This window comes from uncultured Eudoraea sp., from assembly GCF_947490415.1.
GTDB lineage: Bacteria > Bacteroidota > Bacteroidia > Flavobacteriales > Flavobacteriaceae > Eudoraea.
This window is the reverse complement of record NZ_CANLGX010000006.1, coordinates 180854-195766: the sequence shown is the minus strand read 5'-3', so window position 1 is coordinate 195766 and position 14913 is coordinate 180854. Positions and strand designations below refer to the sequence as shown.

Below are 14913 nucleotides of genomic sequence, written 5' to 3'. Positions count from 1 at the left end.
ACTCCAATAGTATTCGTTTTTCTTATTACACTATTGGAAATGTTTATTTAATTTAATTTATAGTGTACGTCCTTTTCTTCCAAAGTGTGTAATAGTTCGCTGGTGATCTCTACTTTTTGTTTTCTGCTGGATAGGTTAACTTTAATTTCTTCGTTCATTTCGTAAACAACAAAATTTAGTGGATGTTTGCCCTTATAGGAGATAAGGGTGTCTTTTAGCTCGTGAATATTTTCTTCTTTAAGCTGGTCAATATTCAATTTTATAGTCAATTTTTTAGCAAAGTTTTCCATAGTTTCCTGCAACAACATAAAATTGACAAACTGTAGCCGTGCATCTCCTTTTTTACCGGTTTCGCGGTTTGTCCATCCTTCACGGACAAATACTTTTACAAATACAAAGGAATTAATCATAAAAAAGTGCCGGAATTTTAAATATTCTTCTCCAAAAATGCGAAACTCAAAGGTGTCTGTATAATCCTCCATGGTAAATATGGCCCATCCCTTACCATTTTTAGATACTCTGTGTTGCACATCCGTAATAACCCCGGCAAAGGAAAGCTCCCTGTTTACATAATCTTCCAAATTATTAAAGAAAGAAACGTTGGCATTGCAAAAGGCATTAATCTCTGTTCTGAAATCATCTAGTGGATGCCCTGAGATATAAATACCAACCACTTCTTTTTCTCTTCTGAGTTTTTCCATGGTACCCCATTCTCCACAGGGCGGTACTTCAGGTTCGGGAATCTGTACTTCGCTGGTATCCCCAAACAGGCTTACCTGAGATGAGTTTTCACTTTCCTGAAATTTGGAGCCGTATTTTATAACCATTTCAAGAAAGGTGCTGCCATCTCCCTCCTTGTGAAAATATTGTGCTCTGTGTGTGTCCCCAAATGAATCGAACCCACCGGCCAGAGCAAGGTTTTCAAATGCTTTTTTATTGGCTGCTCTTAAATCAATTCGTTTGGCTAAATCAAATACTGATTTAAATGCGCCGTTCTCTTTCCGGTTTTCAACAATCGTCTCTACCGCTGAACGTCCTACCCCTTTTATAGCACCCATGCCAAAACGAACTGCATTGTCCTTATTCACCGCGAATTTATAATAGGATTCGTTTACATCTGGGCCCAGAACTTCCAGCCCCATTCGTTTACATTCCTCCATGAAAAAAGTAACCTGCTTAATGTCGTTCATATTGTTAGACAAAACGGCAGCCATATATTCAGCAGGGTAGTGCGCCTTTAAATAGGCCGTTTGATAGGCGATATAGGCATAGCAGGTAGAATGACTTTTATTAAATGCATAGGAAGCAAAAGCTTCCCAGTCTTTCCAGATCTTCTCTAAAATTTCTCTTGGATGACCATTTTTTTCACCCCCGTCAAGGAACTGTGGTTTAAGTTTTTGAAGCAAGGCAAATATTTTTTTACCCATTGCCTTTCTAAGAACATCGGCGTCACCTTTAGAAAAACCAGCAAGTTTTTGTGATAATAACATCACCTGTTCCTGATAAACAGTTATTCCGTAGGTTTCTTTAAGGTATTCCTCCATAACCGGGAGGTCATAGGCAATTTCCTCCTCGCCATTCTTCCGTGCGATAAAACTAGGAATATATTCCATTGGACCCGGACGGTAGAGTGCATTCATGGCAATTAAGTCATCAAAGACAGAGGGTTTCAGATCCTTCAAATGTTTCTGCATTCCCACAGATTCATATTGAAATATCCCAACCGTATCCCCTCGCTGAAATAACTCATAAGTGGGGGCATCATCCAGGGGAAAATTATCCGGATCTAATTGTATTCCATGTAGGGCTTTTACAATTTTAACGGTATCCTTTATGAGAGTCAGCGTTTTTAGCCCGAGGAAATCCATTTTCAATAGGCCTGCATTCTCTACCACAGAATTATCGAACTGGGTTACATAAAGGTCTGAATCCTTAGCCGTGGCAACTGGGACAAAATTGGTTATATCATCGGGAGTAATGATAACCCCACAAGCGTGGATACCAGTATTTCGTAAAGATCCTTCCAATATCCGGGCCATATTTACCGTCTGTGCCTCCAGGTCATCACCTTCTGAAATGTTGAGCAGGCTGTTCACTTTTTCCAATTCATCTGACCGAAACCGCTTTTTAAGGTCAGCTTCAGGAACGCCAAATATTTTGCTCAATTTGGACATATTAGGAATCAATTTCGCAATACGATCCGCATCATTTAAAGGCAGGTCTAGAACTCTTGCGGTATCTCTGATAGAAGATTTTGCAGCCATGGTACCATAAGTGATAATCTGAGCTACCTGGTTGGCACCGTATTTATTGATGACATAATCCATGACTTTTCCGCGTCCTTCATCATCAAAGTCAATGTCGATATCGGGCATTGAAACCCTGTCTGGGTTTAGGAAACGCTCGAACAGCAGGTCGTATTTTAGAGGGTCAATATTGGTTATCCAAAGACAGTAAGCTACAACCGAACCGGCAGCAGAGCCTCTTCCGGGGCCTACAGAAACGTCCATATTTCTTGCTTCCCTGATAAAATCCTCTACAATTAAGAAATAGCCGGGATAGCCGGAGTTCTCTACAGTTGTTAATTCAAAATCAATACGCTCCCTTATTTCATCTGTTATCTCGCCATATCTTTTTTTTGCCCCTTCATAAGTGAGATGTCTGAGGTAAGCATTTTCACCACGTTTCCCGCCATCTGCTTCATCTTCTTTAATCTTGAATTCGACAGGAATTTCAAATTCGGGTAAGAGGACATCCCTGGCCAGTTCAAAAGGTTCAATTTTATCTACTATTTCCTGAATATTCAGAATAGAATCAGGAAGGTCTTTGAACAATTCTTTCATCTCAGAACCGCTCTTAAAGTAGTACTCCTGGTTGGGCAGGCCATACCTGTAACCCCGGCCGCGGCCAATTGGGGTGGCCTGTTTTTCCCCATCCTTTACACATAATAAAATATCGTGTGCATCTGCATCTCCCTTTGCACAGTAATAAGTATTGTTGGTGGCTACTAATTTTACCTGATGTTTTTTGGCAAATTCAACCAGTACTTTATTAGCTCTTTCTTCATCTTCCTGACCATGCCTCATGATTTCTAAATAAAAATCGTCTTTAAAAACATCTTTCCACCATAGCAAAGCCTCTTCGGCCTGATTTTCTCCAATATTTAATATTTTAGAAGCCACTTCGCCATAAAGGTTTCCACTCAGGACAATGATATCGTCTTTATATTGCGCTATAATACTTTTATCAATTCTGGGGACATAGTAGAATCCATCGGTGTAAGCAATAGAAGACATTTTTGACAAGTTGTGATAACCATTTTTATTTTTAGCCAGTAACACCATTTGATACCCATAATCTTTTACATTTTTATTAGAATGGTCATCACAAACGAAAAATTCGCAACCAATAATGGGTTTTATAAAATTTCTTTTTACGGTGTCTTCACTATCTGTTTCCTTAGCCCCGGCTTCTTCTACCATTCTATTATGGGCCTTAACCTCTTTAACAAAATGAAAAGCTCCCATCATATTGGCGTGATCTGTCAGTGCTACTGCAGACATCTTGTTCTCAGAGGCGCTTGCAATCAGATCCTTTATTTTAATGGTAGATTGTAGTACCGAAAACTGAGAGTGGTTATGCAGATGTATAAATTCTGCATCTTCAAGTGACTTTATATTATGGCTCAGGTCCTCTTCGGAAATATCTGCTACATCTAAATTTTTCAGATGTTTGGCTATTTTTTCAGAAGCTTTCTTTAAGTTAATATGTTTTAAGCCTATTAATTGAATTTCCTGTGGATTGGCTTCGGTAAATTTTTCAAAATAATCTGGTTGTACATCCAATTGTTCTTTGGTGTACTGCTTTCTTCTTACCAGTTCCAGAAAACAACGGGTAGTTGCTTCAACATCTGCTGTGGCATTGTGCGCTTCTGCAAATGGAGTTTTAAACAAATATTGATGAAGCTCAGTAAGGGTAGGAAGCTTGAATTTACCGCCTCGTCCTCCTGGAAGAGCACAGAGCGTTGCCGTATGTTCCGTACACGTGTCCAGAACAGGCAATTCTCCTAACAACGTTTTTAGATCTGCCCGATAAAATTCAGCCCCCATAATGTTAAGATCAAAACCAACATTCTGACCGACTACAAATTTGGTTTTAGTAAGGGCGACATTAAATTTTTCCAATACTTCGGCCAAAGGAATTCCATTCTCCTGGGCGAGTTCGGTGGAAATACCGTGAATTTTTTCAGCGTCATACGGAATATTGAAGCCTTCTGGCTGAATGAGGTAGTCCTGCCGGTCCAATAAATTTCCCAATGCATCGTGCAATTGCCAGGCAATTTGAATGCAACGGGGCCAATTGTCCGTATCACTTACCGGAGCATCCCATCTTTTTGGCAGGCCAGTAGTTTCAGTATCAAAAATGAGGTACATATCAGTTTGGTTTCAGCTTGAAAAAAAGTAGCTAAAAATAATTAAAAACAAAATTCATAAATAGCAGAGTTGTCACGAGTTATCAACGCCAGTTCAGATATAAATTTTTAAGTTCTTTCCAGATATACATATCTTTAAAACTGATTAAAGCTTTATAAAAATGAATATTAAGATCAACTTATCAGGTTTACTGGTAATTTTTAGTGTATTGGTTAGCTTAACAGCGATCCAAAAAACCCTAGGACAAGATAAGGATAATAAGCCACCGAACTTTATTATAATTTTTGCCGACGATCTTGGTTATGGAGATCTTGGGGTTTATGGCCATCCCTCTATTCAAACGCCAAACCTGGACCAGATGGCATATGAGGGACAAAAATGGACCAATTTTTATGCTGCGGCCAGTGTTTGTACCCCCAGCAGGGCGGCATTACTTACAGGCAGATTAACGGTAAGAAGTGGCATGTCAAGTAATAAAAGAAGAGTGCTTTATCCGAATTCCAGCAGGGGTTTGCCTGCAACTGAAATCACCCTGGCTGAACAGCTCAAAGAAGTGGGTTATAAAACGGCCTGTATAGGAAAATGGCATTTGGGTCATAAAGAACAATACCTCCCAACCAACAATGGTTTTGATTATTATTATGGGATTCCATATTCCAATGACATGGATAAGGTGGTTGATATTCCCTATTGGGAGTATTGGAAACAACCCAATGACGCAATTAAAACAATTCATTTTAATGTTCCTTTAATGCGGGATACAGAGATCATAGAACGCCCGGCCAATCAGAATACCATTACCGGCAGATATACCAATGAAACTATTTCATTTATAAAGAAAAACAAGGGAAACCCCTTCTTTATATATTTGGCACACAACTTACCCCACATACCCTTATTTGTATCGAAAGAATTCAAAGGCAAAAGTAAGCGCGGATTATACGGAGATGTATTAGAAGAAATTGACCATGGGGTTGGTAAAATAATTGCCACGTTAAAGGAGGAAGGCCTTGAAAATAACACAATAGTTGTCTTTACTTCTGATAATGGCCCCTGGCTCAGCTTTAAGCTTAATGGCGGCAGTGCAGGTGTTTTAAGAGCCGGAAAAGGAACAACATGGGAAGGCGGTATGAGGGAACCCGGAATTTTCTGGGGGCCGGGCTTAATTAAGCCCGGATTGGTAAATGGCATTGGCTCTACTATGGATCTTTTTACCACTTTTAGCAGTTTGGCAGGAGCTAAAATTCCGGAAGACAGAATAATTGATGGATACGATTTAAGTGAAACTTTATTACATGGGGCTCCAAGTCCCCGGAAGAAGCTTCTTTATTACAGGGGGACCGATCTTTATGCAGTACGTTTAGGAGATTTCAAGGCGCATTTTATTACCCAGGGAGAATATGGTCAATTTGGTAAAAAGGAAGTGCACAACCCTCCCATTTTATATAATTTAAGTACTGATCCGGAAGAGCGATTTGATATAGCCAATGAAAATCCGAAGCTCATTAAAGCCATTAATTCGCTTGTTTCTGAACACAAATCGAAATTGGTAATAGGTCAGGATCAATTAGTAGAAATAGAATAAAAGGAAATAGTTTAAAAGTATTGGTGGTTTATAGAAAACACTTATATTTGCACCCCATTTTATAGGGAAAAAAATAAAGAATTAATAATCGAGGGTCGGGCACCCTGCAAAATTAATGTGATATGCCAGTTAGAATTAGATTACAAAGACACGGAAAAAAAGGAAAACCATATTATTGGGTAGTAGCAGCAGATGCACGCTCAAAAAGAGATGGTAAGTTTCTTGAAAAGTTAGGGAGCTACAACCCAAACACCAATCCTGCCACCATTGAATTAAACATTGATAATTCTGTTCAATGGCTTGTAAACGGAGCTCAACCTTCGGATACTGCCAGAAGAATTTTATCTTATAAAGGTGTTTTATACAAGCATCACTTATTAGGGGGCGTTCGAAAAGGTGCTTTAACTGAAGAACAAGCAGAAGCAAAATTCAATGCCTGGGTTGAGGAAAAAGCAAAAGCTATTGCTAATAAAGAGGCCGGATTAGATAAAGAAAAGGCTGAAGCAAGAGCAAAAGCATTAGAAGCTGAAAAAGAAGTAAACGAAAAACGAGCTTTAGCGGCTGCAGAAGCGTTAACTGAAGATGCTGAAGCAGAAATAACTGAAGAAGCTATTGTTGTAACTGAGGAGGCCGGAGCTGAAGCGGAAACAACTGAAGAAGCTGCAACAGAAGAGCCAGTAGCTAAAGAAGCCGCAACAAAAGAGCCAGTAGCTGAAGAAGCTGTTACTGAAGAAGTTGTAGAGGAAGCTGCTCCTGTGGCTAAAGAAGAAGTTGTTGAGGAGGCTGCTCCTGTAGCTGAAGAAGAAGTTGCGAAAGAGGCTGCTCCTGCTAAGGCAGAAGATACTGCTATAGAAGGTGACACAGAAGAAAAGCCTGCTGCTTCTGAAAAGAAAAAATAATTTTTAGAACGAGATGCAAAAGGAAGATTGTTTCTACCTGGGCAAAATCGTTTCAAAACATAGTTTTAAGGGTGAGGTACTTGTAAAACTCGATACCGATGAGCCCGGGATATACGAAAACATGGAATCAGTTTTTGTTTCAATAGGAAACAATCTGGTTCCATTTTTTATTGAAAAGTGTTACCTGCATAAATCGAACCTGCTCCGTATTCGATTTGAAGAAATTTCCAGTGAGGCCGACGCAGATCGCATCATAGGTTCTAATTTGTATCTGCCATTGAAATTTTTACCCAAACTTTCCGGAAATAAATTCTATTACCACGAAATTATAGGGTTTACGGTTATGGATAAGCAACATGGAAATATTGGAGTTATTACTGGGGTAAATGATTCTGTTTCCCAGGTGCTCTTTGAGGTTGAAAAGGATGATAAGCAATTGCTGATTCCTGTCGCTGATAATATCATTCAAAAAGTAGACAGGGACGTTAAAACGATTTATGTAACTACCCCTGAAGGCTTGGTGGACCTTTATCTTTCCTAGTATTTTCAATTGAGATTAGAAAAGTATAGTACTTTTAAACTTCTTTCTTTTTTTCTATCTTTCATCATCCTTTTTATTTTGGGTAAAAAAATGAACATCCGAATTGTTTTCTTTCTTCTGGCTAATGCTTTATTTTTTAGCTGCACATTCGAACATTCGAAATCTATTGAAGGTTTTGAAATACACCCTGATTTTAAAATTGAATTAGTTGCTTCTGAACCATTGGTTTATGATCCGGTGGACATGCAGTTCTCTCCAACCGGCAAAGCCTATGTTTTAGAAATGCCCGGATATCCTCTGCGGGATGAACAAAGCCGGATTATTCTTTTGAAAGATAATGATGATGATGGGGTCTATGATGAAAGGAAAGTCTACGCTGACAGCCTGGGAGTAGCTTCCTCTTTTATGTTTTATAAAGGTGGTTTCCTGGTTGCTTCCCCACCGCATCTTATTTGGATTTCGGACCAGGACTTTGATGGGTTGGCCGACGAACGAGTTCATATTATGGATGGATTTAGCAATGAGAATCTTCAGCATAATTTTAATGGATTGACTTATGGATTGGACAACTGGATCTATGCGGCAAATGGGGGAAACTCAGGAAAACCTTATTTTTTCTCTAAACCTGACGCTATTCTAAATTTAAGAGGTGGCGATCTCCGTCTGGATTTGGAAAAGGAAATTGCTGAAAGGGTAGGGGAATCTTCCGGAGGATTTAAAATTACTTTTGACGAATGGGGTCGATTGTACGAAACTCATAACCTGGAACATGTTTCTCAATTGGTATTTGAGGATCGTTATTTTCAAAATTTACCTGTTACTCCTGGCCATGCATTAACAAATATCTCCGATCATGATGAAAACGGTTTGTCTAGAATTTACCCCATTGGTGAGCAGGAAACCAGGGTAAATCACCCTGAGCAATCCGGGTATTTTTCCGGAGCATGTGGAATTACATTTTATGGGGGAGGAATTTTTCCCGAAGATTTTGATTCGTCTTTATTGGTGGCGGATTGCGTTCTAAATCTCGTTCATATGGACCTATTAACGGAAAACAACGCAGCTTCCAAAGCAAGCAGAGTTGGAGATAAAACCGAATTTCTGGCTTCAAGTGACAGGGCATTCAGACCCGTTAATATGACTGTGGGCCCGGATGGGTCTCTTTATGTTTTAGATATGCACAGGGAAGTCATTGAACATCCTGAATGGATTCCGGATGATATTGAGGCCGAATTGGATTTAAATGCCGGGAGAAAGAAAGGAAGAATCTACCGTATTACCGGAATCCAATATAATTATGACAAACCAAAAGATCTGGAAAGCTTCAGTGAAATAGAACTTGTAACGGCCTTGGGGAACAAAAATCAATGGATAAGGAAGACGGCTCAGCAACTACTCGTAACCCAAAAGAACTATAAATCAGTTCCTTTAATTGCAAACCAATTGGACAGCACTAAAAATCCTTTGGCAAGAATCCATAGTTTATGGACACTTGAGGGTCTGGGTAGTCTAAATAACAAACAATTAATGAAGGCTTTAAATGATCCTTATAGCCCTATTGCCGAAAATGCCCTGAAAATTCTAGAGGCAAGACCAGAAGAAATTGACAAGTTTGTGGAACCATTGCTGAGTTTGACACTGGCAAGTAATCCACGCCTTAGAATGCAGGCTGCTCTTACCCTCAGTACTATCTCAGATTCTTTATATTTTGCACATAGGGGTCAAACCGCGTCCTTAATGAGAAAGGCATTAAGAGAGACTCAATCGGATCAATGGAATAGAATGGCAATGTCATTTGCATTAAGCAGACAGGCCAGCAGTTTTGCAGGTGAAGAATTGACTTATAACCAGGTATTAACAGAAGACCAAAAGCAAGTGCTGGAAATTTTGACCGGAATAATTGGAAAAGAAATGGATGGTCTGAGTATCAAATCAGTTCTGGATGGGATCTATAAAAGTAATATACAAAAATCTTTAAAAGCCGAACTTATTGAATCACTTTCCAAAGGATACATTCAAAGGGTAGATCAATTGGCAGACAAAGACAGTAAGAATTCAATCATACAGGCTTTGAGAACTCTGGAAAATACCAATGACCTCGGAATAATAAAAGCCGCTGGAGAACTCCGCCTGGCCATGGGATTCCCTTCTTCTAAAAAGATCAATGAAATAATGGCGAAATCGCAGAAGGATATTTTAGCACAAAAGGGGAGTATAGATGAGCAATTGTTACAATTAAAATTAATTGGCTTATCTGATTTCGAAAACAGGGCTGCTTTACTTTACAAGCTGCTTGATAGCAAAAGGCCTATGGTTTTGCAAAGGGAATCCCTTAAACAATTATGGAATTCTAACGAAAAAGAAGTGGGGCCAAGACTTTTAAGTATGTGGAATTTTTTAGCTCCGGAAGCCAGAAAGCACGCAACCGATATTCTGTTATATAAATCATTTAATCATGATGCACTTCTAACCGCTATGGAAGATGGTACGGTAAACCTCGGTGAATTTAATCTTGATCTGGAACGCAGGAGAGTGTTATTGTTTTCTGATGATGGAGATATTCGAAAACGAGCCGAGGCATTGTTTTCGGATAGTGGAGTTGTTCAAAGGAAACAGGTACTATTAGAAATGCAACCTGCTTTAGCTCTAAATGGAGATTCAGAAATGGGAAGTATTGTATTTCAAAATTTATGTTCAAGTTGCCATATTTACGGAAGTACAGGCAATGAAGTAGGTCCTGTTTTAACCGAAATAAGCAGGAAAAGTAAGGAGTCCCTGATTCATGAAATTCTAGACCCTAATGCCGCCGTGGATACCCGATATTTAAACTACAAAGTAGTCACGACTGGTGGAAGTATCTATTTTGGACTTGTCAGTAATGAAACAGATACAGAACTTACTTTAAAAATGACAGGTGGGGAAGAAGTAATTATTCCAAAAAATACAATTGAAGCCTTTATGTCTACCGGAAAATCTCTGATGCCGGAAGGACTGGAAGCAGGAATAGATAAACAGGACATGGCCGATTTGCTGGCATTTCTGCAACAAGCGCAATAAAGAATTTAAACTTAAAGTTTCCTAGTTTCTTCCTATATGGAGGTTAAAAGTTATACACTAAACAATCGGGAAATGAGTTTCACCAAACTGTTATAATAGGAACAGATATAAAGGCTTTTTAAGCCAGAGACTTTTCACAATACTTCAGACACTTTTTAACCTCCTCTATAGCGTTTGAACCTTCTGGTATATCGTATTCCAGTTCTATGGTTACTGGAAATTTATATTTGTTATCCCTGATTAATTGCAGGGCCTGGGTTATTGGCGTATCTCCGGTGCCCCATGGAACATTACCTTTTCCATGCCCGGGTGTTTGACGATCTTTGGTATGCATGCTCATTATGCGGTCGTGTTTACTTTTTATGATTTCAAGCGGATCCGTATTTCCAGCTGCTACATAATGTCCTAAATCAAGATTCAATGCGTTGTACTTCGATTGTTTCAATGCCGTATCCCAAAAAGTGGGCGTTTGCTGTTCGTGACCATGGTAGGCCACAAAAATACCGTGTTTTTTAGCCATATCTCCCAGTTTTTGGGTATGAGCATCATCTCCCGGGTGTTCCAGTGTAACATGACTAGCCCCAAGGGTTTTAGCTGCCCGCATGCCCCAATCTATTTCAGCATCAGTATTGTCCTTGCCAAAGGCCCTGGGTTTAAAGGCATATATGGTAACCCCGGCATCATTGTATATCTTTCTTAGTTCGGCAAATTTATCCATGGATACTGTTGAACGCCATTGGGCAACTGCTTTATTATATGCCGCCATTTTTTGCTGCATTTCTGTCATTTCTTTTTGTTGCTCATCACTCAAAACGTCCCCATTCCTTTTAGATCTCATAAGTGTATAATAACGACGCCGGTCTGCGCTATTTTCCGGTTTCCCTGCATAAGATTCGGCCGGATCTCCCATAAGTTCAATGGCACTTATACCGCAATCCAAAATATATTTTAAAGTGGCCTCGGCACTTTGATCGGGCATACTCCTAAAAGAATAAGTGATTACACCAATCTGTACGCCGTTTATTATTGAATTTGGGTTGTTGTTGTTTTTTAGTATTGAAGGAGCCGCAAAAAGTGAAGGACCCGTAATGGCCGTTGCGGCGACAAAACTTGCCGAAGTACCAATAAACCTTCTCCTGCTAAAATTACTGTTGTTATTTTCCATAATGTTGTTTGTTAGGTGTTCCTTTAGTTTAGCAACTTCTCATTTTGAAGCAAACCGAATATTTTCATTTGTCGCATAGACCACGGAATTTCACCTTTTTCCTCTATATCATCAGTTAAGATAATACGTAAGAATTTGGCTTCATTTGGTTCAAACGACAGTATTGTATCCGCACTATCGGATTTTCCTGTTTTTATTGTATTCCAATTGGCCCCATCCAAAGAAACTTGCAAGTCATAGGATCTGGGATAGCTCTGGAACGGAGGTATACGGTCACGATAATTTCCCCGACCTTTAGGAGGCGAATTAAAATGGATTTCCGTGATAGTCCGGGCTTCTGGAAATTCGATTTGAAACCACATTCCCTTTTTCTGTGTTTCCCCTGTGGTCCATCCTTCAAAATTAAACGCACTGGAAGGGGAGTCTGTCCCGCCTATTCTTGTTGGGGCTGTGTGACTTGCAGTTACTTTCCAGTGGTCAGATGGGGCAATATTTTGAGGTACGGATGCCAATAGTTCGTGATATTGGTAAGGCCCTATTTTTGCTTTGCTTTTTAAACGTATCTCAGAAACCTGTTCGGGTGAGATTATTGAAGCGTCATTGGTCAAATTCAAGCGAATGTAGCTTGCAATATCAGCGATCCAGCCATCGGACTGATCGCCCATTCCCACCATGATACTTCCGGGATAAGTCTTACCATCTAAAGGACCTTCCAATCCATGCAGTAGTGTTTTTATAACATATTCAGGATGCGACTGAACTCTCGGAGACCCGGTCAGAGGCGGCGCCATAACTGTTCCGTTTCCTAAAGGGGTGCCTGTGCCATCGAGACCATGGCATTGGACGCATAGTTCATTAAAAATAATGGAACCCCTTTCCATAGCCTCCTGTTGGGAAGCCGTTAATTCCGGAGCCTTATCTATCATCCAACCCCTAATTTCTACTGGATTCAGAATTTGTTCTCCTAATACCTGTATCCCTTTGGCACTGTTAGATGCCATCAATTTGGTAACGTCATCCCGTAAAGATGGTATTTTTAGCAAGTTAGCAGTAAGTATGGCCTGCATGGCAACATCTGTATTTGCATCTTTCATCAACAGGCTATAGTTTTTTGCCAATTGCTTGTCACCGTCTTTATATAATGATTCACTTACGCGAATTGCCTGTATTCTCATGCGAGGATTTTGGTCTTTTAGCAATTGACCGACCAACACTTTATCCAGTGCACCTAAACCTTCCAAACTCCACAATGCGTGAAAACGTGCTAAAAGGTTTTTGTTTTCTCTTACCATTTTTTCAAGCTTAGGTACTACACTTCTATCTTGCGACAAAACAATCAATTGCTGGGCCTTATCTCGCCACCAACCATTTGGGTGTTCCAGATGCCTGACCAAATCTGCCGGACTTTCATCAAACATTCTGGGCTGTGTTTTGTCGCGCTCGTTTCCCTCATGGGTAATGCGCCAAATCCGCCCTAAACCTATTACCTTATCTAATTGGTACTGTTCTATTTTAGTTCTGAGATAAGTGCCTTTTTGTGCCCATTGACCTTCCTGGATGATGCCATGGTACATGTCAGTAACATATAGGGTCCCATCTGGGGCGGTTACCATATCCACAGGTCTAAAAAGTGGATCTGTGCTGCGCAGGAATTCCGACTTATCTTCCTGATAAACATTATGCAGTGTGGTTAGGCCCTCACTAACTACCGGTTTAATCTGACGTACTATCCGGGCCACGGGCTCCCCATAAAACAGTTGGCCGTATAACTCCCTGGGCAAACGGTCTCCTCGGTAAATGTCATTACCTGCAGACCCGGTCACCCTGTTCAAAGAGCCATCAGGTTGGCGAACCTCATCCATACCACCCTGCATATCTGCAATTTTTACCGGGGCACCCCAAGGTATCTCAAAGCCCTCTGCAAATTGATTTTCCACCTTGAAAGTGCCATAGTGAATAGGGAATTGAAAATAGGAAGGTACACCGCTGGCCCCCCCTTGAAACCATAGCTTACCATCGTCATCATGGGTAATGCCCCATTGGGCGCGGTTGTACCCCGTTTTCTCACGAATTACGCCACCTGGAGTTTCTTTGACCCTGAAAGCATTTACCGTGCTGTAAAGCCAATTGTCCATACCCCAGTACATAAAAGCCTGCTGATGTTCCACATTTCCGGAGCGGCCATATTTGTTGGTAAAAAATTCCTTTTTGTCTGCCACACCATCCCCATCTGTATCGGTATATTTATAGACATTATCAGCATCAGACTCCATTGTTAAGATACAATCTTTCCCATAGGGTAAAACAAATCTTGGGAAGATAAGGCTGTCCAGAAAAGTGGTTCCGGTTTCATAGACCCCATCGTTATTTTTATCTTCCCAGCGCGATATTCTGCTAACCGGTTCCAGGGTTCCGTCAGAATCAGCGGTCAGCATATAGGTTCGCAATTCCAATACGTACATCCGTCCGTTTCCATCGAATGAAATGGCTCCTGGCTGTTCTATCTGAGGTTCTGTGAGCACATAGTCGATATGATACCCTTCCGGTAACAGAAACTGTTTAGCCTCCTCAGCCGGGTATGACGGTTTTACAGGCGACTTGGGATCCAAATCTATCCCTTTCCAATTCGGTGCTTCAGGATCAGCATCTTCGGGCAAGGAAATTATAGGCAGACTATCGGTCATAGATCCTATTACTTTCGCGACATTATCGGGCGCGTCTTCTTTTGGGACACATCCGGAGATAAAGCAAATAGTTAAGGAAAGAAAGAATAGCAATACACCAAAGGAGCTGGCATTTACATTAAAATCCAAACGGGGATGAGGCATATTTTCAGATTTAAAGATTGAAAATATGAAAAATTAATTAAATTGACTCTCAGGAACATTTCATTCATTAAAAACGAACATACAACGCAGGAAGCATTATGATCCAACATTCCGTTATTTTTAAATTGAAACATGCCAAGGGTTCCAAAGCAGAAAAACGTTTTATGGAGGCGGCCATGCGCTTGGCCTCAATTCCAGGGGTATTAAACTTTAAACGATTTCGACAAACCAGTAAAAAAAACACTTTTGACTATGGTCTGGTCATGGAGTTTGAATCGACTATCGAATACGAGGCCTATAACCAACATCCGGAGCACCAGGGATTCATTAGGGATTATTGGATGGATAGCGTTGACGATTTTCTTGAAATCGATTATGAGCCGTTGCATTGATTATCTAAATGGC

The 14913-nt window shown here is 40.3% G+C and carries 7 protein-coding genes and 1 pseudogene; 5 read left to right on the top strand and 3 right to left on the bottom strand.

Going from position 1 to position 14913, the window contains the following annotated elements; all coding sequences use genetic code 11:
- Positions 1 to 47: 47 nt before the first annotated feature.
- Positions 48 to 4433 carry a DNA polymerase III subunit alpha gene (dnaE, locus tag Q0874_RS15540; protein WP_299164438.1) on the bottom strand — a complete coding sequence of 1462 codons (4386 nt, stop codon included), beginning with the start codon at positions 4431 to 4433 and terminating at the stop codon, positions 48 to 50.
- Positions 4434 to 4593: 160 nt separating this feature from the next.
- Between dnaE and Q0874_RS15535 the strand changes: the two genes are divergently transcribed.
- The 4 genes and pseudogenes from Q0874_RS15535 to Q0874_RS15520 all read left to right on the top strand — a co-directional run bounded on the left by Q0874_RS15535 (position 4594) and on the right by Q0874_RS15520 (position 10515).
- On the top strand, positions 4594 to 6018 hold the full coding sequence (locus tag Q0874_RS15535; RefSeq protein WP_299164437.1) for a sulfatase: 1425 nt from the start codon (positions 4594 to 4596) through the stop codon (positions 6016 to 6018).
- A 122-nt stretch (positions 6019 to 6140) separates the two neighbouring features.
- Positions 6141 to 6737, top strand: a pseudogene (locus Q0874_RS15530) (30S ribosomal protein S16); the annotation flags it as partial.
- Between the two features lie 193 nt (positions 6738 to 6930).
- Positions 6931 to 7458, top strand: coding sequence for a ribosome maturation factor RimM (gene rimM, locus Q0874_RS15525; protein ID WP_299164435.1), 528 nt, complete (start codon positions 6931 to 6933; stop codon positions 7456 to 7458).
- Positions 7459 to 7548: 90 nt separating this feature from the next.
- Positions 7549 to 10515, top strand: a complete 2967-nt coding sequence (locus tag Q0874_RS15520) for a PVC-type heme-binding CxxCH protein (RefSeq protein ID WP_299164434.1) — start codon at positions 7549 to 7551, stop codon at positions 10513 to 10515.
- Positions 10516 to 10633: 118 nt separating this feature from the next.
- Here Q0874_RS15520 and Q0874_RS15515 read toward each other — a convergent pair whose 3' ends face one another.
- Both Q0874_RS15515 and Q0874_RS15510 read right to left on the bottom strand, forming a co-directional pair.
- Positions 10634 to 11680 (bottom strand): TIM barrel protein, encoded by a 1047-nt coding sequence (locus tag Q0874_RS15515; protein WP_299164433.1) that lies wholly within the window; start codon positions 11678 to 11680, stop codon positions 10634 to 10636.
- Between the two features lie 23 nt (positions 11681 to 11703).
- On the bottom strand, positions 11704 to 14508 hold the full coding sequence (locus Q0874_RS15510; RefSeq protein WP_299164432.1) for a discoidin domain-containing protein: 2805 nt from the start codon (positions 14506 to 14508) through the stop codon (positions 11704 to 11706).
- Between the two features lie 98 nt (positions 14509 to 14606).
- Between Q0874_RS15510 and Q0874_RS15505 the strand changes: the two genes are divergently transcribed.
- Positions 14607 to 14900 carry a Dabb family protein gene (locus Q0874_RS15505; RefSeq protein WP_299164431.1) on the top strand — a complete coding sequence of 98 codons (294 nt, stop codon included), beginning with the start codon at positions 14607 to 14609 and terminating at the stop codon, positions 14898 to 14900.
- The last annotated feature ends 13 nt before the right edge of the window (positions 14901 to 14913 follow it).